This window comes from Kibdelosporangium phytohabitans (assembly GCF_001302585.1).
Taxonomy (GTDB): Bacteria; Actinomycetota; Actinomycetes; order Mycobacteriales; family Pseudonocardiaceae; genus Kibdelosporangium; species Kibdelosporangium phytohabitans.
Genome location: NZ_CP012752.1, coordinates 2,231,558 through 2,256,006 on the forward strand (window position 1 = coordinate 2,231,558; position 24,449 = coordinate 2,256,006).

At 68.8% G+C, this 24,449-nt stretch carries 20 protein-coding genes; 8 read left to right on the top strand and 12 right to left on the bottom strand.

All coding sequences use genetic code 11. The features are described from left to right. Positions 1-9 precede the first annotated feature (9 nt). From AOZ06_RS10270 to AOZ06_RS10290, 5 genes are all read left to right on the top strand, one after another. Positions 10-801 (top strand): alpha/beta fold hydrolase, encoded by a 792-nt coding sequence (locus AOZ06_RS10270; protein ID WP_218921965.1) that lies wholly within the window; start codon positions 10-12, stop codon positions 799-801. A 119-nt stretch (positions 802-920) separates the two neighbouring features. Beyond that, the gene (locus tag AOZ06_RS10275; RefSeq protein ID WP_054289223.1) at positions 921-1,814 is read left to right on the top strand and encodes a shikimate dehydrogenase family protein; all 894 of its coding nucleotides are present in this window, start codon (positions 921-923) and stop codon (positions 1,812-1,814) included. Between the two features lie 188 nt (positions 1,815-2,002). After that, complete coding sequence (locus AOZ06_RS10280; RefSeq protein WP_054289224.1) at positions 2,003-3,031, top strand: NlpC/P60 family protein; 1,029 nt, start codon at positions 2,003-2,005, stop codon at positions 3,029-3,031. 1,180 nt (positions 3,032-4,211) lie between these two features. Continuing rightward, positions 4,212-6,473 carry an ATP-binding cassette domain-containing protein gene (locus tag AOZ06_RS10285; RefSeq protein ID WP_054289225.1) on the top strand — a complete coding sequence of 754 codons (2,262 nt, stop codon included), beginning with the start codon at positions 4,212-4,214 and terminating at the stop codon, positions 6,471-6,473. A 75-nt stretch (positions 6,474-6,548) separates the two neighbouring features. Next, the gene (locus AOZ06_RS10290; protein WP_157232955.1) at positions 6,549-6,842 is read left to right on the top strand and encodes a hypothetical protein; all 294 of its coding nucleotides are present in this window, start codon (positions 6,549-6,551) and stop codon (positions 6,840-6,842) included. Here AOZ06_RS10290 and AOZ06_RS10295 read toward each other — a convergent pair whose 3' ends face one another. From AOZ06_RS10295 to AOZ06_RS10335, 9 genes are all read right to left on the bottom strand, one after another. Further along, positions 6,843-7,253, bottom strand: a complete 411-nt coding sequence (locus AOZ06_RS10295; RefSeq protein ID WP_179950816.1) for a CoA-binding protein — start codon at positions 7,251-7,253, stop codon at positions 6,843-6,845. Beyond that, positions 7,250-8,467, bottom strand: coding sequence for a cytochrome P450 family protein (locus AOZ06_RS62460; RefSeq protein WP_054289228.1), 1,218 nt, complete (start codon positions 8,465-8,467; stop codon positions 7,250-7,252). The genes AOZ06_RS10295 and AOZ06_RS62460 overlap by 4 nt, the downstream gene beginning before the upstream one ends. Positions 8,468-8,712: 245 nt before the next feature. After that, the gene (locus AOZ06_RS10305; RefSeq protein WP_054289229.1) at positions 8,713-9,318 is read right to left on the bottom strand and encodes a GTP-binding protein; all 606 of its coding nucleotides are present in this window, start codon (positions 9,316-9,318) and stop codon (positions 8,713-8,715) included. Then, the gene (locus AOZ06_RS10310; protein WP_054289230.1) at positions 9,296-9,658 is read right to left on the bottom strand and encodes a DUF742 domain-containing protein; all 363 of its coding nucleotides are present in this window, start codon (positions 9,656-9,658) and stop codon (positions 9,296-9,298) included. Before AOZ06_RS10310 ends, AOZ06_RS10305 begins: the two co-directional genes overlap by 23 nt. A 10-nt stretch (positions 9,659-9,668) precedes the next feature. Further along, positions 9,669-10,100 carry a roadblock/LC7 domain-containing protein gene (locus AOZ06_RS10315; RefSeq protein ID WP_033389312.1) on the bottom strand — a complete coding sequence of 144 codons (432 nt, stop codon included), beginning with the start codon at positions 10,098-10,100 and terminating at the stop codon, positions 9,669-9,671. Then, the gene (locus tag AOZ06_RS10320) at positions 10,097-12,946 is read right to left on the bottom strand and encodes a sensor histidine kinase (RefSeq protein ID WP_054289231.1); all 2,850 of its coding nucleotides are present in this window, start codon (positions 12,944-12,946) and stop codon (positions 10,097-10,099) included. Before AOZ06_RS10320 ends, AOZ06_RS10315 begins: the two co-directional genes overlap by 4 nt. Before the next feature lie 26 nt (positions 12,947-12,972). Beyond that, positions 12,973-13,752 (bottom strand): ABC transporter ATP-binding protein, encoded by a 780-nt coding sequence (locus AOZ06_RS10325; protein WP_054289232.1) that lies wholly within the window; start codon positions 13,750-13,752, stop codon positions 12,973-12,975. Next, entirely contained in the window at positions 13,749-14,690 is a 942-nt protein-coding gene (locus AOZ06_RS10330) for an ABC transporter permease (protein ID WP_054289233.1), read from the bottom strand. The genes AOZ06_RS10325 and AOZ06_RS10330 overlap by 4 nt, the downstream gene beginning before the upstream one ends. Beyond that, complete coding sequence (locus AOZ06_RS10335; RefSeq protein ID WP_236952170.1) at positions 14,687-15,697, bottom strand: ABC transporter substrate-binding protein; 1,011 nt, start codon at positions 15,695-15,697, stop codon at positions 14,687-14,689. Before AOZ06_RS10335 ends, AOZ06_RS10330 begins: the two co-directional genes overlap by 4 nt. A gap of 840 nt (positions 15,698-16,537) precedes the next feature. On the opposite strand from AOZ06_RS10335, the gene AOZ06_RS10340 reads away from it, so the two are divergent. After that, on the top strand, positions 16,538-18,898 hold the full coding sequence (locus AOZ06_RS10340; RefSeq protein WP_054296547.1) for a PEP/pyruvate-binding domain-containing protein: 2,361 nt from the start codon (positions 16,538-16,540) through the stop codon (positions 18,896-18,898). A 95-nt stretch (positions 18,899-18,993) separates the two neighbouring features. Further along, the gene (locus AOZ06_RS10345; RefSeq protein WP_054289235.1) at positions 18,994-20,271 is read left to right on the top strand and encodes a penicillin-binding transpeptidase domain-containing protein; all 1,278 of its coding nucleotides are present in this window, start codon (positions 18,994-18,996) and stop codon (positions 20,269-20,271) included. 5 nt (positions 20,272-20,276) lie between these two features. Here the strand turns inward: AOZ06_RS10345 and AOZ06_RS10350 are convergent, their stop codons facing one another. The 3 genes from AOZ06_RS10350 to AOZ06_RS10360 are packed head-to-tail and all read right to left on the bottom strand — an operon-like array spanning position 20,277 to position 22,758. Continuing rightward, a complete protein-coding gene (locus AOZ06_RS10350) occupies positions 20,277-21,206 on the bottom strand; it encodes a DUF4429 domain-containing protein (protein ID WP_054289236.1) in 930 nt (309 codons plus the stop codon). 47 nt (positions 21,207-21,253) lie between these two features. Beyond that, on the bottom strand, positions 21,254-22,255 hold the full coding sequence (locus AOZ06_RS10355; protein ID WP_054289237.1) for a hypothetical protein: 1,002 nt from the start codon (positions 22,253-22,255) through the stop codon (positions 21,254-21,256). Between the two features lie 38 nt (positions 22,256-22,293). Then, positions 22,294-22,758: a carboxypeptidase-like regulatory domain-containing protein gene (locus AOZ06_RS10360; protein WP_157232956.1), complete on the bottom strand. Its 465-nt coding sequence runs from the start codon at positions 22,756-22,758 to the stop codon at positions 22,294-22,296. Between the two features lie 206 nt (positions 22,759-22,964). On the opposite strand from AOZ06_RS10360, the gene AOZ06_RS10365 reads away from it, so the two are divergent. Continuing rightward, a complete protein-coding gene (locus AOZ06_RS10365; RefSeq protein WP_063810007.1) occupies positions 22,965-24,374 on the top strand; it encodes a sialidase family protein in 1,410 nt (469 codons plus the stop codon). The last annotated feature ends 75 nt before the right edge of the window (positions 24,375-24,449 follow it).

Sequence of the window (24,449 nt, forward strand, 5' to 3'; positions counted from 1 at the left end):
GCTCGACGGGTGCGCGTCAGCTGCGACCTCGGCCGGATCCACGTGCGGGTCAGCGGCTCGGGGACACCGATCGTGTTCTGGCCGAGCCTGCTGATGGACGGCTCCATGTGGGCCGCGCAGGAATCGCATTTCGCGGATCGTTATCAGGTCGTGCTCGTCGACCCGCCCGGTCACGGTCGCAGCGATCCGCTCACCGGTCCGTTCTCTTTCGCCGACTGCGCCCGGTGCGTGACCCGCATTCTTGACGGAATAGGGGCGGAGCGTGCGCATTTCGTCGGTAATTCGTGGGGCGGGATGATCGGCGGCACTTTCGCCGCGCTCCACCCGGCACGCGTGCTCAGCGCCGTGCTGATGAACTGCACCGCCTCACCGGCCGGTCGGCGGCAGAAGTTCGAATACGGCCCGCTCAACGGATTCTCCCGGGTGATCGGCATGCGTGGCCCGCTGGTGCGTGCGGCGGTCGGCGCGTTCACCGGGCCGACCACGCGGCGCAGCAGGCCGGACGCCGTGACCCGGATCGAGCAGGCCATCCGCCGGGTCGACGTGCGTTCGTCGGCGTGGGCCGTGACCAGTGTCGTCCCGCGGCGGCCGGATCAACTCGGCTTGTTCGCCGGGATCACGGTTCCGGTACTCGTCGTCGCGGGCGCCGAGGACGCGACATTCCCCGTCGGCGAGACCAGGGCGATGGCGAGTGCGATCCCCGGCGCGAAATTCGTTGTCCTGCCGCATACCGCACATCTCGCGGCGGTCGAGAACCCCGGCGAAGTCAATGCGCTGATCGACGAATTCCTGACGGCCTGACAAATCCACTGACCCGGCACCACCCGAGGCCCCGAAACTGCCGGTGGGCACTGCTACGGTCGTTGAAGTAAAAGCGTCCGAGCGGGCATTGCCGTCGAGGAAGGGGCCGAGCGGTGAGCATGGGGTTCGTCGGGGTCAGCACCGGCGAGTCGTCGATCAGGCGGATCTTCCCCGTGTGGGCGGAGATCCTCGGCCTGCCGACCCGCGAGCTGACCGGGTTCGACTTACCGGTCGGCGCCGCGCGCGACGACTACCGGGACGTGATCACGCGGATCGCGGCCGACCCGGAGATCCCCGGTGCCCTGATCACCACGCACAAGATCGGCGTCTACCAGTCGGCGCGCGACCTCTTCGACGAGCTCGACCCCGACGCCACCCGGTTCGGCGAGATCTCATCGCTGTCCAAAAAGGATGGAAAGCTGACCGGGCACGCCTTCGACCCGGTCACCGCGGGGCTGGCGATGGAGGAGTTCATCCCGCCGGGCCACTTCGGCAGCACCGGCGGCGAACTGCTCTGCCTCGGCGCGGGCGGCGCGGGCACGGCGATCGTCTGGTATCTCGCGCACCGGGCCGACATGCCGAGGCGGATCTTCTGCACCGACCGGTCCAACCACAAACTCGCGGCGCTGCGCGCGATGCTCAGGCGTGAGCGCGTACGCGTGCACGTGGACACCGTCCCGGTCACCGGGCCGGTCGACGGGCTGATCGAACTGCTGCCGCCGGGCAGCATGATCGTCAACGCGACCGGGATGGGCAAGGACACGCCCGGCTCGCCGATCTCGGCGGGCTGCGAGTTCCCGCCGGGCTGCCTGATCTGGGAGATCAACTACCGGGGGAGCCTGGGTTTCCTGGCCACCGCGCGTGCCCGTGCGGCCGCCGACGAACTGACGGTCGTCGACGGCTGGCGTTACTTCGTGCACGGCTGGGCTCAGGTCATCGCCGACGTTTTCGACGTGAAGCTCACCGGGGAACAGATGCGCCGGTTGTCGGACGCCGCGGTGGCGGTGCGTTAGCGCCAGAGCGAAATCATTCGGCCGAAATGGGGGCCGACCAGGTCGCGGATGCGAGTCGATCATCTGGGGAAATGCGTTGCATGCCCCCGCTGTGGACTTACGCTGAGTGATTTCGTAATCTTGCCGAGATCTTTTGGCCGCCCGTGTCCGGCCAGGTGCTCGATCGACTGAGAAGGAGACACGCGCGCGTGTCCAGCAGACTCAAGCGCGGAGCGCTGACGGCCTCCGCCGTGATCACACTCGTCGGTGCCCTGCTGCCTGCGCCGGTGTACGCCCAGCAGGAGTCGCCGACCCTGCAGCGCTACCGCGACCTGAACACGCAGGCCAAGGAACTCAACGAGGACTACCTGCAGGCCGTCGAGGACCGCGACGCGCGCCAGGGCGAGATCGCCAAGGCAGGCGAGGACATCGCCGCGGCCAACAAGGCCAAGGGCGAGGCGAAGGTCAAGGAGGACGAGTTCCGCGGCCAGGTCGACGCGCTCTCGCAGGCCTCGTTGCGCGGTGCGCGCTTCGACAAGCTGTCCGCCCTGCTGACCGGCGTCTCACCGAAGGACTTCCTCGCCCGCTCCTCGGCGCTGAGCGTCATCGCCTCGGACAACAACAAGGCGCTGCAGTCCCTCGTCGGCGCGGTGAAGACCGCGGACGACGCGGAGAAGAAAGCCGCCGACGCCCAGAAACGCGCGACCGAAGCCCGTGACGCGGCAGCCAAGCTGGCCGAGGACATCAAAGCCAAGCGTGCCGAGCTGGACAAGCAGATCAACGAGATCACCACCTCGCTGGACAAACTGTCGCCCGCCGACCGCGCCGCCCTGCAAGGCGAGATGGACAAGGGCGTCTACTTCCCCGGCAACGGCATCGCAGGCAAAGCAGTGACCTCCGCACTGAGCCGCCGCGGCGACCGCTACGCCCTCGGCGGCACGAAGCCCCCGGTCTTCGACTGCTCAGGGCTGATGATGTGGGCGTACGCGCAACACGGCTACAAACTGCCCCGCACCAGCCGCGAGCAGTACAAGGTCGGCCGCCCGGTGTCCAGGGACCAGTTGCAGCCCGGCGACCTGCTCTTCTACGGTTCGAGCGCGGCCACGATCCACCACGTCGTGATGTACATCGGAAACGGCATGATCGTGCACGCCTCCGACTACGGCATCCCCGTCCTGTCCGCCCCGGTGGCCAAGGGCGGCAAGGACTTCTTCGCCGCCAAACGCCCCATCGGCTGATCTCCGCTCTTGCTGACGCCCCGCGGCCACTGGCTGCGGGGCGTCTTCTCTTTGCAGCTTCGCTTCACAGCGGTGTTGCTGTTTGCTTGCGGCGGGATCAGGCGGCTGGGCTGGTTCAGTGGGACGGCGTGGCTCGGTGTAGGGGCCTGGTTGTCTGTTCGAGGGTCCTCGGCGGGGCCTGGTGTGCCGTGGTCAGGTTGCCGGGTGGGCTGGTCGGTGCGGGTGGCTCAATGGAGCGGCCACGGCGGTTATGGCTCGGGTTTGCGGCCGTGGTGGGTGGTTTGGCCGGGGTGGTTGATGGGGTGGCGCAGTGGGGCGACCGTGCTGATGGCTCGGCGAGTTGCCGTGCTGGAGTGGATGCGCTGCTGTGGTGGGGCCGCTCGTGTAAGGCCGTGGCGGGCCGATGTGGGTGGCGCGATGGAACGGCCATAGAGGTGAGGCTGCCTGTGCGAGGGCCGGGGATTGGCCTGACAGCGCAGCCGGGGTAAGTGGCTTGATGGGCGATCGCGGTGAGTGGCGCGGTGGCCGCGGTGGGTGGCTCGATGAGGCGGCCGTAGTGAACGGGCCTGGTGGGTGGTCGATGTAGTGGCCCAGTCAGGCGGCCACGGTGGGGTGGCTCAGCCAGACGGCCTGGATGGAGTCCCACTCGCCGCTGCGTGCGGCGCGGTTGCGGACTTGGCGATGTAGCAGCCGCAGCGGACTGCGACGCTGAGGGCTAGTAGGTATGGCACGACTGTGTCGCCGCGATGACCACTTGGCTGGGCGCGCGTGCGGATGCTGCGGTGTTGGTGTGAAGGGTGTGGCCGCGACCGTGAGGTCGGCGGGCCGCCGAGATCGAACGGCCTGGATTGGCAGCGGTGCTTGAGGTTGGCGTCTGGGCGTTCGCCGCGCGACCAGGGAGAAGTGCGCCTCGGTGGGTGGCCCGGCGGCCGGTGGGCCGGGTCTGGCCGAGGCGGTATGCAGTCGGTGGCCTGGTTAGCCACAGCAGGTGGGCTCGGCAAGAACGGCCACGGCCCCCCGATATCCAGCGTAGCGGTGAGGGGTGACAGTTCCGGTGCGGCGAAGATCGACTTGGCTTCGTTGTCCACAGGCGGGGTGGGGTGGGCCTTTACTCGGGTGGGGGCTTGACAATCACCTGGTAGACTTTCTCTTTACGGCGTAAGCTATCAGAAGGGTTGGCATGGGGGACCATATTGCGGACAGCCACGGCGTCATCCAGGTTCGTGGTGCCAGGGAGAACAACCTGCGGAACGTCTCCGTCGACCTCCCCAAGCGGAGGCTCACCGTGTTCACCGGTGTCTCCGGTTCCGGTAAGTCCTCGCTGGTCTTCGGCACCATCGCGGCCGAGTCGCAGCGGCTGATCAACGAGACCTACACCGCTTTCATCCAGTCGTTCATGCCCAGCCTCGGCCGGCCGGACGTGGACGCGCTGCACAACCTCAGTGCTTCGATCGTCGTGGATCAGGAGCGGATGGGCGCCAACTCGCGCTCCACTGTCGGCACCGCCACCGATGCGTACACCATGCTCCGGATTGTGTTCTCCCGCTTGGGTCATCCCCACGTCGGCACGTCCGGTGCGTTCAGCTTCAACCTCCCTGAGGGCATGTGTCCGGAGTGCGAGGGGCTCGGGCGGGTGTCCGCTGTGGACGTCGACGGGCTCGTCGACAAGTCGTTGTCCTTGCGTGAGGGTGCCATCACCGTTCCCGGCTTCAACGTCGACGGCTGGTACTGGCAGACGATCGCGCTCTCCGGGTTCGTCAACCCCGATGTCCGGTTGTCCGACTACACCGAGCAGGAGTGGCAGGACTTCCTCTACCGGCCGTCCACCAAGGTCAAGATCGGTACCACGAACACCACCTACGAGGGCCTTGTCGTCAAGGTCCAACGGCTGTACCTCGCCAAGGACCGGGAGTCGATGCAGGCGAACGTCCGCGCGTTCGTCGATCGCGCGGTCACGTTCGACACGTGTGGGCTGTGCGGTGGCACGCGGCTCAACCAGGCGGCTCTGTCGTCGAAGATCGACGGGCGCACCATCGCCGACTGCTCCGCCATGCAGATCAACGAACTCGCCGAGTTCGTCCGGGCCATCACCGACGAGTCGGTGGCGCCCCTGCTCGGCAACCTCCGGGAGACTTTGGACTCGCTCGTCGAGATCGGTCTCGGCTATCTCAGCCTCGACCGCGAGTCCGGTACGTTGTCCGGCGGCGAGGCGCAGCGCGTCAAGATGGTGCGGCACCTGGGATCGAGCATCACCGACGTCACCTACGTCTTCGACGAGCCGACGGTCGGGTTGCACCCGCACGACATCCAGCGGATGAACGGCCTGCTGCTGCAACTGCGGGACAAGGGCAACACGGTCCTCGTCGTCGAGCACAAGCCCGAGGTCATCGCGGTCGCTGACCACGTCGTCGACCTCGGCCCCGGGGCGGGGTCCAACGGCGGGCAGATCTGTTACGCCGGGGATCTCGCCGGGCTGCGGAAGTCCGGGACGCTGACCGGTCGCTACCTCGACCACAAGGTCAGGTTGCGGGACAACGTCCGCGTGCCGAAGGGACAGCTGTCCATCACGGGCGCCACGTTGCACAACCTCAAGGACGTCAGTGTCGACATCCCGCTCGGTGTGCTGACTGTCGTCACCGGCGTCGCCGGGTCGGGCAAGAGTTCGCTCATCCACGGATCGGTCTCGGTGCGTGACGACGTCAGCGTGGCCGACCAGTCGCCGATCCGCGGGTCACGGCGGAGCAATCCCGCGACCTACACCGGCCTGCTCGACCCGATCCGGAGTGCCTTCGCCAAGGCCAACGGGGTCAAGCCGGGGTTGTTCAGCGCCAACTCCGAAGGCGCGTGCCCCAAGTGCAAGGGCATCGGGCTGGTGTACACCGACCTGGCGATGATGGCCGGTGTGGCTTCGCTGTGCGAGGAGTGCCAGGGCAAGCGGTTCACCGCAGAGGTTCTCGAGTACAAGTTGCGCGGCAAGGACATCAGTGAGGTCCTTGGCATGTCCGTCGCCGAGGCCCAGCAGTTCTTCACTTCCGGCCAGGCTCGAGCGATCCTCGACCGGCTGGTGGACGTCGGGCTCGGCTACCTCTCCCTCGGCCAGCCGCTGACCACGTTGTCCGGCGGTGAGCGGCAGCGGCTCAAGCTGGCGATCCACATGGGGGAGAAGGCGAGCACGTACGTCCTCGACGAGCCGACGACCGGGCTGCACCTCGCGGACGTCGACCAGCTGCTCGGTCTGCTCGACCGCCTCGTCGACGACGGCAACACCGTGATCGTCATCGAGCACCACCAGGCCGTCATGGCGCACGCCGACTGGATCATCGACCTCGGTCCGGGTGCCGGGCACGACGGCGGCCGGATCGTGTTCACCGGAACCCCGGCCGAACTGATTTCGAAAAGTGATTCCCTGACCGCCACGCATTTGCTTGAATATGTGAGCTAGGCAGCTTTGGGGACGGTGATTTCCCGCCGTCCCCGGGGCTCTCCCTGCTAAGTGCGGATATGTACTGGGGGACCGATGGACAAGCGTCGAGGCTTATCGTTCTATACCGCCGTTTTCTTTTTCGTGCTCGCGGTGGCCAATTTCCTGCGGGTCGTGCTCCCGGGGTTCGTCACCAGCGAGGAGGTCTGGCTTTCGGGCAGCGTGATCGTCACGCTCCCGCTGGGCGTCCTCGGTGCGGCGTTCCTGCTCTGGAAGCACCGCGAGTGGTTCGACAAGTGGGTGCCGGTCGGTTTCCGCGACAAGCCGGAGACCCGGACCGAGCCCGCGCCGCTCAACCTCGAGCCGGCCGAGAGCCAGCAGCCCGCGTAGTCAGGCGTAACGCGGCCATTCGATCGCCGGGCAGCGGTCCATCACCATCCGCAGCCCGGCTTTCGTCGCGCGCTCGAACGCGTCGGCGTCCACCACGTCCAGCTGGAACCACACCGCTTTCGCGTTGATGTCGACGGCCTGGTCAGCGAACTGCCCGGCTTCGCCGGCCCGCCGGAACACGTCGACGCAGTCCACGGCGAACGGGATGTCGGCGAGCGTCGCGTAGCCGGGTTCGCCCCACACGGTCTCGGCGGACGGGTGCACCGGCACGATGCGTTTGCCGCGCTGCTGCAGGAACCGCGCCACGCCGTGCGCGGCCCGGCGTGGGTTGTCGGCCAGGCCGACGATCGCCCACGTCTGGCAGGTGTCCAGGATCCACCGGATGTCGTCCGGTTCAGCCCACGACGTCATGATTCGAATCTAACCCAGCCGCGCGGCTGGTCAGCTGAGCAGGACGGGCAGCTCCTGCGTGCCGTGCTGGACGAAGCCACGTGCGCCGTACCGGAACTCCACCGGGCGGGCGAGCCGGATCCGCGGGAACCAGTCGAGCAGCGCGTCCAGCGCGGCACGGACCTCGATGCGCGCGAGCGGCGCACCGACGCAGTAGTGCGGGCCCAGCCCGAAGCCGAGGTGCCCGCTCTGCCTGCCGAGGTCGAACACCTCGGGACGCGGGTACGCCGCTTCGTCGAAATGCGCCGCGGCGATCGCGACGTACACCATCTGCCCCGCGTACACCGGTGTCCCGCCGACTTCGGCGTCCGACAGCACGAGCCGGTACAGGCCCGCGGACGGGTTGGCCCAGCGGACGCCTCGTCGACGGCGGCGTCACGGGCCGCCGGGTTCCCGACGACCTCGCGCAGGGCGTCCGGGTTGAGCAGGAGCGAACTGATCGTCGCCGACAGCATCTGGATCGTGGTCTCCAGGCCGCCGAGCAGCAGGCTCACCACGGCGACCGTGCACGCCTCGACCGAGAAACCGCCTTCGTCCAGGTGTGCGCGGACGATCTCGCCGAGCAGGCCGTGCCCGGGATCGCGGCGTTCGGCGGCGACCAGTCCGGCTGCGTAGGCGCGTAGTTCCTCGAACGCCCGCTGGCCGGGCGCGGCCAGTTCCTCGTTCATCGGCGAACCTGCCCACGTGACGATCGCGCGGACCCAGTCGAGGCCCTGATCACCGAGGTCGTCGGGGATCCCGAGCAGTTCGAGGAACACCTGCATCGGGTAACGCGCGAGCACGTCCCCGACGAGCTCGGCGTGGTCGAGGCCGTCGAGTTTCCCGAACGCCCGTTCGGCGACGGGCACGACCCGCGCCGCGTACCGGGCGCTGGCGCCGGAGCTGAAGAAGCGGTTGTGGATGCGTCGCTGCCGGGTGTGTTCCGCGCCGCCGTGGGAGATCATCATCGCGGCCATCGGCCCGACGCCGTAGAAACCGGTGCCGAACGTGCCGTGGTCGCGCAGGGCCGCGGAGACGTCCTTGTGCCGCAACACGAGCAGTGCTCCCATGTGCTCGTCGAAGACCGTTCGGTGGGTGCGGCCGAGCGCGGCGAGGTCACGCCCGAACGACGACGGGTCGGCCGAGCCCGTCCGGAACCTGCTGTCCCCGGCCCTGATCACGGCGGTTTCGCTCATTGCGCACTCCCGGCTCGGCGGTGTCGCCGACTACATCGACCGGGACAGCCAGGCGTCACAGGTGAACGGCATTCATGAACCAATGGCCGCACTGGAGCGTCCGTAAGGGTGAACTGGCCAGTCTGACCAGGATCGGCGCACCACCCTGACCGCGCTGGACGGCGGATCGCCGCCCACAGCAGGTCCCGCTCCCCGAAGGTCTGCTCCTGGCGCGTTCACGCCAGCGAGCAGACCCGGGGTGCGGATCAGGGAGCGACGGTACGAGCCTGTGCCCGGCTGAAGGTGTTGCGCAGCACAGCCAGCAACGCGTCGCGGACCGACAGCTTCTCGCGGGCGTCGAAGGTCACCAGCGGGACTTCCTCGGACACCGCCAGCGCCCAGCGCACGTCGTTGAGGTCGTGGTTGAGCATCCCGTCGAACTTGTTCACCGCCACCACGAACGGCACACCGGCCTTCTCGAAGTAGTCGACCGCGGGGTAGCAGTCGTCGAGCCTGCGGGTGTCCACGATGACCAGTGCGCCGAGCGCGCCGACCACCAGGTCGTGCCACATGAAGCCGAACCGGTCCTGGCCTGGCGTGCCGAACAGGTACAGCTTCACGTCGTCGTCGATGGTGATGCAGCCGAAGTCCATCGCCACCGTGGTGGTGGTCTTGGACGGCACGTGCCCGGTGCGGTCGATCTCGGCGGCGGCCGACGTCATCACCGCCTCGGTGCGCAGCGGCGGGATCTCGGAGATGGACGCCACCGCCGTGGTCTTGCCAACGCCGAACCCGCCTGCGATGACGATCTTGACCGGGGCCGGCGGCTTCTTCGGCGCCAGCACCGGGTCAGCGGAGGGATTCGAGTCCACGGATGACCCTTTCGATCATGCGGAGGTCTTGCGGGGTTTCAGCTTCGGGCCTGCGGATGACGACGTAACCGAGCGCGGCCAGGTCGGCGACGAGCACGCGGGCCACTCCGATGTGCAGCTTGAGCATGGCGGCGACTTCGGCGACCGACATCGTCCGGCGGCACAGCGAGATGATGTCGCGCCGTTCGAACGTCAGGTTCTGCACCGAGGTCGCGCCCAGGTTGCTCGTCATCACCTGTGCTTCGATCTCGATGGTGTGGTCGACGGGCTTGGTGCGCCCCGACGTCATCAGGTAGGGACGCAACAGGGAAACGTCGGGATCGTCTGCTCTGCCACTCATGCCGACACTCCTACTGTCCGACGGAGTTCTTGAGTTCCTCGATCAACTGCGGCGTCAGGACAGCGCTCGCCCGATTGGCGAACATCGCCATCTCGTAGGCGATCGTGCCGAGGCTCGCCTGCTTGGTGGCGAGCACGCCGAGCGAGCACCCGATGCTGATCGTGCAGACGAGCAGGTAACCGCGCTCCAGCTCGATGATGATCTTGTCCGGCTGGCCGAGCGGGTGCGTGTCCGACACGCCGTTGGCCAGGCCGAGCATGGCGGAGGCGATGGCGGCGAGCCGGTCCGCGTTCTGCCTGGCCAGATCCGAGGACATCGCGATCAGTAGGCCGTCGGCGGAAACGGCGATCGCGGCGATCGCTCCGGCGGTGCCCTGTGCGAAGCGGCTCACGAGCCAGTTGAAGTTCTGGGCCTCGGTGCTGACTCCGGGGGGCGTGATCATGTGGTGCTCTCTTTCATCGGATCTGTGTCAACGACTTCCTCCCGAACCACGGCACGGGCGACACCGCTGGAGAACGCGTCGAGCGACGCCCTCTCGGCTTCCGGGTCGCGTGCCCTGAACTTCTGGGGCACCCGTAGGGGCGGTGCGCTCGTCGTCTTCATCGTGCGCAGGCCGGGGGCGAGGTTGGCACCCGGCACCCTTCGGGTCAGCCCGTCGCGGGTCGCCGCTGCCTGCGGCGGTCGCGCCGCACGGGCGGCGGGCGCTGATACAGGCGCGGGCGTTCGGCTCACCGCGGGAGCGGCTGCCGGAGCAGGCGCGGCCGGGACGGACGCCGCCTTGGCGAACGCCTGCTGGAAGCCGTCCAGGTCAGCGCGGACCGCCGCGGGGTCCTGCTGCGCGTGCCGCGGCGCCGCGGCCGGCTCCGGCTTGGCGACCGGTGTCGTGGTCAGCGTCGGCCCGGCGATCCCGGCCGACGGGATCGACGCGCCACCGGGCATCTGCGCCCCGGCCACCCGTCGCTTCAAGCCACCGCGCGATTCCTGCGGCTGTCCCGACGCGACCGGAGCCGCTTCCTGCTGCCTGTGCACCGGCGGTTCCGGTTGAGCCGCCGGAGCCTGGTGCTGCGCCTGCGGTTCCGGTGCCTGCAGGCGTGCGGGCGGCGGGGTCGCCGGTTGCGGCTGCTGCACAGGCGGGATGAGTCCCACGCCGGACGGCGCCTCGTCCGGGAACCACGAGAAGCCCGCTTGCATCTCGGCCGGCGGGATCCGCATCTCCGGCACGTCCGGCATTTCCAGCTTCGCCTGCGCCATGCCCTGCTGCGCCGCGCCCAGCTGGGCGGCGCTCTGCTTGGCCGCGGCCTGCTGGGCCGGGGTCACGGCACCGTTGGTCGCCTGCTGCCCGGCGGCGTGCGCGGCCGGTGCCTCGGGCGGCGGCGCGACCGGAGCCGGGCGGGTGTACAGCGACGGCGGGATGGCCACCCGTGCGGTGATACCGCCGCCGTGGGTCGGGATCAGGTCGACGGCCAGCGAGTGCCGTCGCGCCAGGCGGCCGACCACGAACAGGCCGAGCACACTGGTCGGTGCGACGTCGAGGCGTTCACGGTCGACCAGACGGCGGTTCTCCTCGGCCAGCTGCATCGGTTTCATCCCGATGCCGTGGTCGACGATGCTGATCACGCACGCGCCCTCGACGGTGAACGTGCTGTTGACCTCGACGAACGTGTCCGGCGGGGAGAACGACGTCGCGTTCTCCAGCAGCTCGGCGAACACCAGCACCACGTCGGCGCCGATCGGCGACGCCAGCGTGACGTCGTTCATGTCGCCGAGCCGGACACGTTGGTAGTCCTCGATCTCGGCCAGTGCCGAGCGCATCGCGTTGGCCATCAGCATCGGGCCGCCGAGACCGGTGTCGACCCGGGTCCCCGCGACCACCAGCAGGTTGTCGGCGCTGCGGCGAAGGCGGGTGGAGAGGTGGTCGAGCTGGTAGAGCCGTTCCAGCAGACGGGAATCCTGCTCGTTGCGCTCCAGTTCGTCCACCAGCGCCAGCTGGCGGCCCACCAGGTTCTGGGTGCGCTGCGCGACGTTGGCGAACATCAGGCTGACGTTGTGCCGGGACACGGCCTGCCGTTCGACCAGCCGGGCGGCGGTCGACTGGACCCGGTTGAACGCCACCGCCAGCTGCCCGATCTCGTCGCTGGACGACACCTTGATCTCGGTCAGCCTCGGTGCCTGCGCCTGCGCGGTCTCGGTGTCGCTGACCCGGACCAGTTCGGACTCGGCCAGTTCGGCGACGTTCGCGGCGGCGTCGGTCAGCTGTTTCAGCGGCGAGGCGATCGACCGGCTGACGAACACGGTGAGGAACGCGACCAGCGCGAACAACGCCGCCGCACCGCCACCGACGAGCCACGCGATGGCCTGCGCGGTGTCGGCACGCGAAGACGCGGCGTCGGTCAACTGGCTGGTGACGCGGTCCTGGACGGTCCGGCGCAGTGCCGACTGTGCGCCGACGGTGTTGAGCGCGTCGTTGGCGAACGACGCGATGGCACCGGAATTGCGCGGGTTCTCGGGCGGCATCCGCGTGGCGAGGTTGTCCACGGCGACCGCCGGTGGGCCTTCCGCCACCTGGACGACCAGGCTGGCGTGCTCGACGTCGGCCTGCTGGACGAAACGTTCGGTGAACATCTTGGCCTGCTGGGTCGCGTCGTCCAGCAGGACCTGGCCGGTCGCGCGGTTGAGCGCGGCCGCGATCAGCGCCATTCCGCGCAGTTCGCCGTATTCGTTGGCGCGCAGCAGCGCTTCCAGCGCGGTCAGCTGCCTGGTGCCTTCGGCGTCACTGGTCACCTGCGGGACGAGCCGCAGCGAGTTGATGACCGCTTCGATGTTGGCGTGGTACGTACGCGCCACGCTGTCCGCCGATGTACCGCGGCGCAACGCGCTCTGCCGCAGCTCCCGCAGCGACCCGAGCCGGGTCAGCGCGGTCGCGAGCTCCTCGCTCACCTCGTCGCCGAGTGTCGAGCGGACCTGCGCGACGGTGTCGTCGACCTTGCGCTGCTGGCGTTCCAGCGTCGCGCTGTCGGAACTCGGCGCGGCCAGGTACGTCGCGGTGAGCAGCCGCTCCCGCTGCAGTTCCCAGACCAGGCCGCCGACCTCACGCGTGTAGCGCGCGGCGTCCGCGGTCTGGCCCGCCGACGCGGCGCTGTTGGCCTGCACGATGACGAACGGCGTCGCCACCATCAGCACCGCTGCCAGCGGCAGCAGGAGGAGCAGGTTCAGCTTGCCCCGGATGCCGAGCCTGCCGAGAAGTTTCCTGTCCTTGTCCTGCCTCGACGGCCGTTTCAGGTGCTTCATGCCACCTCCTCCTGCTGCTGTGCGACTCAGCTGACTTTGTGGTGTTGCGCGCGGACGAGATCTTCGATCGTCGCCCGCAGTGCGAGGAACTCGGGGGTGCGTTTGATCTCCAGCTCCCGGTCAGCGGGAAGGTCGACCGCGATGTCCGACGCGACCCTGCCGGGCCCGGATTCCATCACGACCACCCGCGACCCGAGGAAGACGGCCTCCTCGACGTCGTGGGTGACCATCAGCACGGTCGTACCGGTGTCCTGCCACACCTGGCGGATCAGCACCTGCATGTCCTCTTTGGTCTGCACGTCCAGTGCCCCGAACGGTTCGTCGAGCAGCAGCACTTCCGGTTCACACGCCAGCGCACGCGCGATCGCCACGCGTTGCTGCTGGCCACCGGAAAGTTGCCGTGGCAACGACTTGCGCAGCGCGGTCAATCCGGTCTCGGCAAGGTACCAGTCCACCCGGCGTGCCCGTTCGGCCGAATCGACCGGCAGCAGCTCTAGTCCAAAAGCGACATTGCGTTCCACCGTTCGCCACGGGTAGAGGCTGCCCGCCTGCGGCACGAGCCCGCGGTCGGGCCCCGGTCCCGCAACCGCGTTTCCGTCCACAGTGATCGTGCCCGCCGACGGTGTGTCCAAACCCGCGACCAGTGACAACAAGGTCGACTTGCCCGACCCGCTGGCCCCGCACACGCACACGAAGTCGCCGCGCGAGACCTTCAGGTCGATGCCGTCCAACGCGTTCACCGTGCCACCGCGGACGGGGAAGCGCTTGCTCACGCCCGCGATCTCCAGCAGTCCTGAACCGGTCATGCCACCCACCGTCCGACTCGGTCACGCAACAGCCGCAGCAACAGGTCGGTGAGCACGCCGCAGACACCGATCACGATCAGCACGGCGAAGATCTCGTCCGTCGACAGGAAACGCTGTGCCTGCATGATCTTGCGGCCGAGACCGGTCGTCGACGCGACCACCTCGGCGACCACGACGAGGTTGAACGCCGCGGCGACGTTGACCCGGATCGCGTCGATGATGCCCGGCAGCGAGTGCGGCACGATCACCTTGCGCAGCACTTCGTTACGTCGGGCGCCGAGCGTGTACGACACGTTGATCAACTGCGGCGGAACGGATCGAACCACATCGGCGGTCATGAACGTGTTGTAGAAGACCGTGCCGATGAAAAGGACACCGATCTTGAGCTCCTCGCCCACACCCAGCCAGATCATCAGCAAGGGGATGAACGCGCTGGCAGGCAGGTACCGGAGCATGCTCATGATCGGCTCGAAGAACGCGCGGCCCGCCGAGAACGTGCCGATCGCCATGCCGATCGGCACCGACACCAGTATCGCGAGCCCGAACCCGTACAGGATGCGCTCGACCGTGGCCCACAGGTCGGTGAAGAGCTGGCCGGACTGCGCCATCTCCCACCCGGCCGCCACCGTCGCCACCGGCGACGGCAGGAACGTCGGGTCCACCACTTCCGTCGCGCTGAGCAGCACCCAGACCAGCAGGGGGACGGCGAACCCCATGACCGTCAGCGTCAGCTTCGCGCTCCGCGAGATCGGCTTGCGGATGCTCAGCAACGCCGACTGCGTCTTGGGTCTGGACCGCCGCGGCAGCGGCGCCCAGTCCTTATGGTTCGGCTGTGCCGCCGTCGCGACACCGCCCCGCTCCGCGCGTTCCGCTTCGAGGAATCGCTGAGCCGCTGCCTGTTCGTCGGCGGAGACGCGGTTCGCCTCGGCGGGTTTCACTCCTTTACCGCCTTGACAAAGGTGTCGTCGAACAGACCGTCAAGGTTGGGCTGGTTCTTGGCGAGCCCGGTGTTCATCAGGAAGTCCGAAGCCAGCCGCGCTTGGTGGTTGAGGTGCTGCGGCGTGGTGCCCGGGGTGAACGCGTCCAGGTTCTGCTTGCGCGTGAAGATCGACGTGCCGGAGTCGTAGTCCTCGTACTCCTTCACGCTCACGCCCCCGCGCTTGGACATGATGTCCATCGCCTGCTGGCGGTTGGCCTTGATCCAGGCGACGGTCTCGAACCAGGTGTTCACCATGCCCTGCACGGCCTGCGGGTTGTTCTTGACCACCTCGGCCTTGAACACCAGGTGGTCCGGGATGGCACCGGGGAACTCCGCGGACGTGGCGATCGGACGGCTGCCCGGCCGCTCGAGCGCCTTGGTGGTGAACGGGGCGAACGCGCCGACCGCGTCGATCTTGCCCGCGACGAACGCGGCGGCCGCGGCGTCGGTGGCCATCGGGGTCAGCTCGATGTCCTTTTCGGTCAGCTTCGCCTCGGCCAGCGCGAGCAGCAGCAGGTAGTGGTCCACGGTGCCCTGCTCGACCGCGACCTTCTTGCCCTTCAGGTCGCCGACGCTGTTGATGCCCTCCCTGGCGATGATCTTGTCGTTGCCCGTGGAGTTGTCGTTGACGAGCACGACCGTCTGCTTCGCGCCACCGCTGACCGACGTCAGGGTGTCGTTGAGCGTCTGGGAGTTGGCGTCGATCGCACCGGTCGCCAGCGCGTTGATGCTGTCGGTGTAGACGTCGAACCACTTCAGCTCGACATCGAGGCCGTTCTTCTTGAACAGGCCCTGGTCCGCGGCGACCTGCCACGGGATCCAGCCGGGCCAGGCCGAGAATCCGATGGTGAGCTTGGCCGACGACGACGCCGTGCTCGACGAGCAGCCGGAAAGGCCTGCCACACCGAGCATTCCGGCGGCGCACACGACCGCGGTCAGTAGACGGGTAAGGGGACGGGATCGCACAACGAACTCCAGGGGGACGGGGTAGGGGAGTTCCGGATTGTTGGGTTTTCCAGCGGGTGTCCGGCCGTCAGGCGGCTGTCCGGTCCGGACTGGACGAACCGGGGGTGGCCAGTGCGGTGGTCCGCGCGGCGATCATCGTGTGATCCCGGTGCGGGTGTCCGGTGTGGTCATCCGGCGGGCGGTGCTCCGGCACCCCGGCGGTGGGGCGGTCGAGCGTGGTATTCCGTGGGAAAGCAACCGGCCGGGGCTGGCCCGGACGGCGTGGTGTGCGTCCGTTCGTCCAGAGCGGTTCGCCGAGTGTCCACTTGGCAATCGAAGTGGATGGTCCCGATTCGCCCGCGATTGGAGTGTCGCGCCGGGGTGTCGACGAGCGCGACCGGGAATGCGCATGGCGCATGGCCTGGTGGGAAAGTCCTCACCGTACGGTGCTGTGAGGAACGTGCTGACGCTTCTCACGGCCTCTCTGCCCCATGCGGTCGTAGGCAGCGCCGCCCCGTGTGCCACGACGGTGCGGGCCTGCGCCCCGTAACCGCCGTACAACGGAGCGTCACCAGACCTGGTCATTCTGGTACACCCTCCACACCGCTTGCTGCTCGCCGGCGAACGTAGAGGACTCGTTGCGAAACCCGGTCGCTCCCTCGTGAATACCTAGCGAACCGTGCGCAGAGCCCGACGCCCTTCGCCTCCCGGCGGACAGCTTAGCGACCACCGCAAGTGCCCGATCACATACGCACGCAGCACTGATGCTGCCGGATGGCGGAATTCGCTGGGATTTCCCGCCTCGCCGGCCACCCGTCGGCGCCCAGTTAGTGGGACACCTCACCTGGGATGATGTGGGTCATGACCCATCCGTTGATCCTTTCGCTGGCCGACCCCGGTGCCGACCTCGTCACAGTCGGCGGCAAGGGGGCGTCGCTCGCGCGGCTGACGGCCGCCGGAATACCTGTTCCGGCCGGTTTCTGCGTCACGACCAGCGCACATCGCGATTTCGTATCGGCTTGCGGCGATGTGGTCCCGTCGGCGGTGGCCGATGCCGTCCGTTCGGCCTATTCCGCTTTGGCACACGGGAATCCGGTGCCCGTCGCGGTCCGTTCCTCGGCCACGGCCGAGGATTCGGCCGAGTTGTCCTTCGCCGGGCAGCACGACACGTTCCTCAACGTGACCGGGGACGGCGACGTGCTCGACGCGGTCCGGCGCTGCTGGGCGTCACTGTGGACCGAACGCGCTGTTCACTACCGCGCTGGTAACAACGTCTCGTCGCCGGACATGGCGGTCGTGGTGCAGCTGATGGTGCCCGCCACGGCCGCGGGTGTGATGTTCACGGCCGACCCGGTCACCGGTGCACGCGACACCGTGGTGATCAACGCCGCGTGGGGCTTGGGCGAGGCCGTCGTCAGCGGGGACGTCACCCCGGACACCTACACGCTGGCCGGTGGCGCGGTGCGGTCGGTGATCGCGGAGAAGACCGTGATGACCGTGCTCACCGCGGACGGCACGGCGACTGACCCGGTACCGGTCCCGAAGCGTTGCCAGAGAGTGCTTTCCGACGACCAGGTGCGTGAACTGGGCGCGCTGGGCAGGCGGATCGAGCAGGTGTGCGGCACGCCGGTGGACGTCGAATGGGCTGTCCACGATGGACAGTTCACGATCCTGCAGGCGCGGCCGGTCACCACCCTGCCCGTGCCGTTCGAGGTCTGGAACGACACGCTGCTCGGCGACTACCTGTGGACGTGCGCCAACCTGCGTGAGGCGGTGCCGAGCGTGATGACCCCGGCGACGTGGTCGCTGGCGCGGTCGTTCGCCCTGCCGCCGATCGCCGGTCACCCGACTTCCGGCAACATCGGCGGCCGGTTCTACCTCAACGTCAGCACCGCGATGGCTGTGCTGACCGCGCTCGGTCTCGCGGGCGTGGCACGCCGCACGGCCACGCAGATCTTCGGCGAGATCCCGGCCGGGATGCCCATCCCGCAGCTCGCGGTCTCGCGGCTCGCGGTCCTGCGCGCGACCGTGTCGGCCGCGGCGCGGCTCGGCCGGGACTTCCGCGCGTACCGCAAGAACCTCGACGCGCTGGTCGCCGCCAACCCGCGGCGCTGTTCCGCCTTGCGTGCCAGGATCTCCGCCACGTCGTCGGCCGGTGAGCTGGCGCGGCTGTGGCGTTCGGACATCGCGGACCTGCTGGTGGCGTGCCGCACGTTCGACGCCGGAGCCCGGCAGGCGGGCGCCGCGCGTCTGGGCGTCAGGCTCGGTGAACTGGCCGGCCCGTCGGACGCGGCGTTGTTGTTGTCCGGATTGCACACCTCGACGGACGAATTGGCCAGCCTCGGTCCGGTGATGGGCCTCGCGCGGTTGCGGCGCGGCGAGATCACGGCGGAGGAATACCTGCAGGCGTGGGGGCACCGCGGGCACGACGAGTTCGAGATCTCGGTGCCGCGGGCGGGCGAGGATCCCGCGTGGATCAAGCGCCTGCTCGACGGCATGACGTCATCGCCGGAGGACCTGCTCGTCCGCCAGGCCGCCGCCCGTGCCGGGGCGTGGGAACGGTTGCGTGCGGCGCACCCGCGCGAAGCCCGGCGCCTGGCCGGGAAACTGGAGCGCGCGGCCGAGTCGGCGCGCAAACGGGAACGGGCCCGCTCGGAGTTCGCCCGGTCGTTCTGGGTGTTCCGCGTCTTCGCGCAGCGGGCGAGCGAACTCACCGGGCACGACATGTTCTTCCTGTCGTTCAACGAGATCGTCGACGTGCTCGACGGCGCGACCGGTCCGCTGGCCGCGATCCCGGCCAGGCAGGCCGCGTACGCGCACTACTCGGCGCTGCCGCCGTACCCGACGCTGATCAGCGGCCGGTTCGACCCGGAGGACGCCGTGGACGCCGGGCCGGACGCCTCGGCGATCACCGGCTTCGCGGGCGTGCCCGGTGTGGTGACGGGCACGGCACGTGTCGTGTCCACTGTGGAGGAAGCGGAGGCGTTGCGGGACGGCGAGATCCTGGTCACAACCGTGACCAACATCGGGTGGACGCCGCTGTTCCCGCGAGCGGCCGCGGTTGTCACGGACATCGGCGCGCCGCTCTCGCACGCCGCCATCGTCGCCCGCGAGCTCGGCATCCCGGCGGTCGTCGGGTGCGGCAACGCGACCAGCGCGCTGTCCACGGGCGACCGGATCCGCGTCGACGCAGGCAAGGGGACGGTCACCCGGCTCGGTTGAGAGGCCGATGTTGACACGCGGGTCCGGGTCGTCGAGATCTTCCCGCGCGGCCCACGGCATACTGGCGCTTCCTGATCCGTGCCGTGGGGGTGTGAATGAGCAAGCGGGCTTTCGGGTACGCGGTCACCGCTTTGTTGCTGGTCGCGGGCCTGATCGCGGCCTTCATGACCATGCAGGCGCCGCCGGCGCGGCAACCGGCACCGCCGAAGCCCGTGCGGGTGTACTGGGCGGACTCGACGGAGCTGGACATGGCCGATCCGGCCGCGAACCTGGTCTGGCAGCAGGCGAAACGCGAACTGGCGGGGTTCGGGGTCGGCGACAAGGAGCTGGCGAACGGCTACGCGGTCGACCTGACGATCGACCCGGAAACCCAGGCCAAAGCCCGCCGGATCCTGGACGAGACGCTCGCGGGCCAGCCGGAGAACCTCCGGACGGCGTTGGTGGCGGTCGACCCGAAGACAGGCAGGGTGGTCGCCTACAGCGGGTACAGCACGCGGAAACCGGACGTCGACTTCGCCGCGTCCTGGCAGAACACGGGCGGGGCGTTCCTGCCGTTCGTCCTGGTGGGGCTGCTGAAGCACAAGGACCGTCCGCTGGCGAACCACGTGTACGACGGCACGTCCGGGCGAAGGTTCGGCAGCGTGCTGATCACCAATCCGCCGGGGCCGGACTGCGGGCGGTTGTGCCCGGTGGCCACCGCGATGAAGGATGACGTGTACACGGTGTTCGCCGACATCGCCTTCAACGAACTGGGATCCCAGGCGGTGGTCAATGCCGCGGTGGCGAGCGGGATGCCCGATCGGATCGGCGACGCGGGTGAGCGGCTGGACGGACAGCTGGAGCTCGGCATCGCGCTCGGCGGCGGGAAGTACGTCGCCCGCCCGCTGGACATGGCGGGCGCCTACGCGACGTTCGCGGCGGGAGGCGTGAAGCACATTCCGCACCTGGTCGCCAAAGTCCGCAATCCGGAGAACAACACGACCGTCTACGACGACGCCGCGTCGGCGCCGCCAAGGCCCGCGTACGACACGGACGACAAGAAGAACTTCAGGACAGCCCGGACGGTCACCGAGACCCTGCTGCCCGCCGGTCCGCCGTGCGCCGGGAACCGGCCCTGTGCGGGCAAACCGGGAACCCACACCTGTGCCAAGACGGAGAAAACCGGAACCGGCGACGCCTGCGCGACGTGGATGGTCGGCTACACACCGCAGATCTCGACAGCGGTGTGGGTGGGATCGGCGGACTCGTCAGCGCTGAAGGACAGCGCGGGCAACCCGTTGACAGGCAAGGGCATGGCCGGGAAAGCCTGGCAGGTGTTCATGGACGACTACCTGACGGGCAAGCCGGTCGAGCAGTTCCCGCCGCTGTCCTGAGGTTGCTACAGGCCCAGGAGTTTCTGCTTGGCCGCGGTGAACTCGCCGTCGGTGAGTATCCCGCTCTTGTGCAGCTCGCCCAGTTCACGCAGCCGCCGGAGCATGGCGTCGGGATCGTCCGCGCCCGGTGAGTTCGGGCCCCGTGAGTTCGGGCCCGGTGAGTTCGGGCCCGGTGGATTCACACCAGTGGAGTTCAGGTCCCGGGAGCCCGGGACGGGCAGCGCGGCCGGGCCGCCGACCGGGTGCGGCAACCGGGACACCACGGCAGCGGCGACCAGGGCCGTGGTCCCGCCCTCCCGCTGGACACCCCACGCCAGGCTGTTGCGATCGTGTTCCGGCGCGGGCAGCGTGGTCACGCCCCTGGTCTGGAACCGCAGGTACCCGTAGCCGAAACCGCTCTGCGGGCGCCATTCGACGGACGTCACGTCCGACAGTGCCAATTGGACAGGACCGGCTTCCTGCTTGCCTTCCTTGGCCATCCAGCCCCAGTCCAACCGGACGAACTCGCCGTCGAACGTGGCGGTGCCGTCACCCGCGGTCGCCGAGATCGGCACACTCGGCGCGGGCAGCAGGTAGCCGGGCACGGGATCCTGGGAAACCTGCTGGACCAGCAACGCCGTCCGCACCGCCTCGACGAAGTACTGGCCGGTCCCGGTCTGGCCGGTGTCCACGGCCAGCAGGTACGGGTCGGCGCTGTCACCGAGCAGCCCACCGGTCGCCTGGGTCAGGGGATCCGCGCCTTCGCGCAGCCGCAGCCGCAACCGGCCGCCTTTGCGGCCGGGCTCGTAGGACGTGCCCGCGATGGCCTCGACCGGAACGGACAACTCACCGATCGCCTGGCGCAGCTTGTGCACACCGCGGCCGTGGCCCGGTGCGATCCGCAGGTACTCCAGGTCGAACGTCCACGTCGCGTCGCGCCCCCGCACTTCGTCCATGGCAGAACCATGCCATGGCCCGCTCCGGGGAGCGGGCCACGGGGTGCCTATCGGGGTGTCACCACGAAATCGGCACCTGTCGCCGGCCCGCCGGGGCGGATCAGGATCGGCCGCGCGGCCGGGAACGACGAGGCGTTCTTGTACCAGTACTCGTGATACGGCGGCTTCGCGTGATCGGTGTACACGATCTTCACGAGTTGGTGCCCGGCGGCGACGTTGGTGAACTTGTAGTCGCCCTTGTCGTCCGGGAACGTGTAATACGCGACGATGTCGCCCGTGATCGCGTTGTAGACGCCCACGTCACCCTGGACACCGTTTGTCTTGACGTTGCCGCTGATGGTCTTGCCCGGCACGAGAAGCGCGTCCGCGGTCGACGTCTGTCCGACATGGACTCGAACGTGACCGGCGGCCGACTGCGACGGCTGGTCACCCGACCACTGCCACCCGTGGGAACCCACGTTGTCGATGAAGTGCACAGGCCACCGGTACGGGCCGAGCCCGTCGAGGGCGTACCTGCCGTCTTCCTTGGTGCGGTTGGGCTTGCTGGGCGGCAGGACGTCGTAGCGGTGCCCGCCGCGCGGGAACGCGCACACACCGGCGACCGGTTTGCCCGTCGCCTTGTCGGTTACTGTGCCGGTGATCGAACCCGCGCGGTCCAGCAGAACCGACACCGCCGTCGTTTCGCGTGCGACGGCCTTGTGCGTCTTCGCGGTCAGGCGGCTGCCGGTGCCCCCGTTCGCGCCGACCCATTGCGCTCCGTGCACGCCGTCCTTGGCTTCGGCCCACAGTTGGTACTCGCCTGGAACGACCCGGTTCACCTCGACACGACCGTCCGCGCCGGCGCAGTCCAACGGGCCTTCACCGAACGTGCCGTGCCCGGTCTTCGGGTACACGCAGGCGTTCGCGACCGGGGCCTTGGTGGCGGCGTCGCGGACAGTCGCGACGATCGTGGCCGCCGGTGCCAGCTTGGCCCGTACGGTGGCCGTCTGGTCGGCGACGACCGTGACCTTGCCGCGCTCGTCGAAGTAGTCGGACAGCGAGCCCTCCACGCTGGTGTCGTACTCACCGGGCGGGATGTCGTTCAGCGTCAGCGAGCCGTTGTCGTGCAGCCCCGCCTGGTCGGCGACAACTCGGCGCAGAACGCCCGTACAGGTTCGCCGGTGTCCACGGCAGAAGCAGTGAACGTGACAGTCCCGGCGGCGAACAGCGCGTCGTCGACGACCGTGTCCTCGCCCGGCCGCACCGCGACCACGTCGGCTTCGGCCTCGGTCCTCTTGCGGTGCGCCCACTGCGTGGGCAGTGAAACAGGGCCCATCCACGGATCGAACCGGACTTTGTACTGCTCGCCCGTTGCGGTCACGCCGGGCAGCACGTACTTGCCGTCCGCGCCCGTCTGGGTGTCGTGGCGGAACCAGCCAGTCGTGCTCTGCGCGGTGACTCGCGCGTTCGGGACCGGCTCGCCGGTGCTCTTCGTCAGTTGGCCGACGATCCGGCTGTCCAACGGCGGCTGCGCGGTCGCCACGGGAGCGGCAGCCAGCATCACTGCGATCATCGGCACAGCCGGCACTCGCGTTCTTCGCAAGGTAGAACCCCCATGTCCCCACCGGCCGGACTGACCGGCTGCCTGCGTATCGCCGGACGACCGGAGGCGATTACCGCCATTCCGGATAGTGCTGCACTCGCAGCAACCCCCTGGTCGGCCGGGTCGAGCCGGGTTAGCCTGACGGCGCCGAGCAGTGGGACAGGGGGAGCCTGACGATGAGACTGCTTACTCTTGCCGCGTTGACCGCGAGTGCGCTCGTGTCCGGTGGAAACGCGCACGCCGGCGCCGATCTCGTGCGGGTGTCCGGGCCGTCGCCGTTTCCCGTCGCCTGCAGTGAGTCAGGACCGGGCACTGTGTACCCCAACGCCGAGGTGCAGCCGCATCTGGCTGTGAATCCGCGCAATCCGGCGCACCTCGTCGGCACCTACCAGCAGGACCGGTGGTCCACTGTCGCCTCGCAGGGCGTGCTCGCCGCCACGTCCTTCGACGGCGGCCGGACGTGGAAGCGGTCCGTCCCGGCCACTTCGGAGTGTTCCGGTGGGACGGACCTCAAGCGGGCCACGGACTCCTGGGTCGCTGTCGGACCGGACTCGACTGCGTACCTGGCCACTTTGGCCATGACGAAGGGTTTCTTCGAGCCCGGCTCCGAGCACGCCGTCCAAATCTCGCGGTCCGGCGACGGCGGGTTGACCTGGGGCACGGCAACGGTTCTGGCGCGTGAAGGCGGCCCGGCTGTTTTCAACGACCTGCCTGCCGTGACGGCCGATCCGTCGGACCCGCGCCTGGTCTACGTCACCTGGACGCGGATCGAACTCCTCGGCGGCACCGATTTCACGGGCACGACCCGGCTGGCGCGCAGCACGGACGGCGGACGGACGTGGGAACCGCCGAAGGTGATCCACGACCCGGGCCGCAACAACCAGACCATCGCCAACAAGATCGTGGTCCGGCCGGACGGCACGCTGGTCAACGCCTACACGCGCTACTACCCGGCCGCGGGCGGCACCTTCCAGTTGGAGGCGGCGGTTGTCCGGTCCTCGGACAAGGGCCGCACCTGGTCCGCGCCGAGCAAGGTCGCCGACATCACCAAGGCCGGAGTCCATGACCCGGGGACGGGTACCCCGATCCGGGACGGTTCAAGCTTCGTCCAGGTCGCCGCGGGTGGCCGTGACCTGTACACCGCATGGCAGGACTCCCGGTTCGGCGGGGGCACGCGGGACGGGATCGTGCTGGCCCGCTCCAGCGACGGCGGTGTGACGTGGAGTGCTCCGGTGCAGGTCAGCGCGGACGCGTTCGCGCCCGCGCTCGCGGTGCGCCGGGACGGCGTTGTCGGCGTGTCTTATTACGACCTGCGCGACAACACCTCCGACCCCGCGACACTGCCCGCCAACCTGCGGTTGGCCACGTCCCGCGACGGCGTGCGGTGGTCCGGGCAACGCGTGGCCTCGTTCGACTACGCGGGAGCACCGACAGTCGGCCAGCCCCCTTCGCTGTACCTGGGGGATTACCACGGGCTGGTGGCGTCCGGGAGTGCGTTCGTCCCGTTGTTCCCCATGGCGGGCAAGGATCCGGCGAACCGGTCGGACGTGTACACCGCGCGGGTTCAGCCGAAAGCGGGGTTGTGACCCAGTGGTCTAAACCTCTACGTTGAGGGGACCCTGCAGATCACTTCTGGCGGCGCGAGCCGGTGGTTGACACGC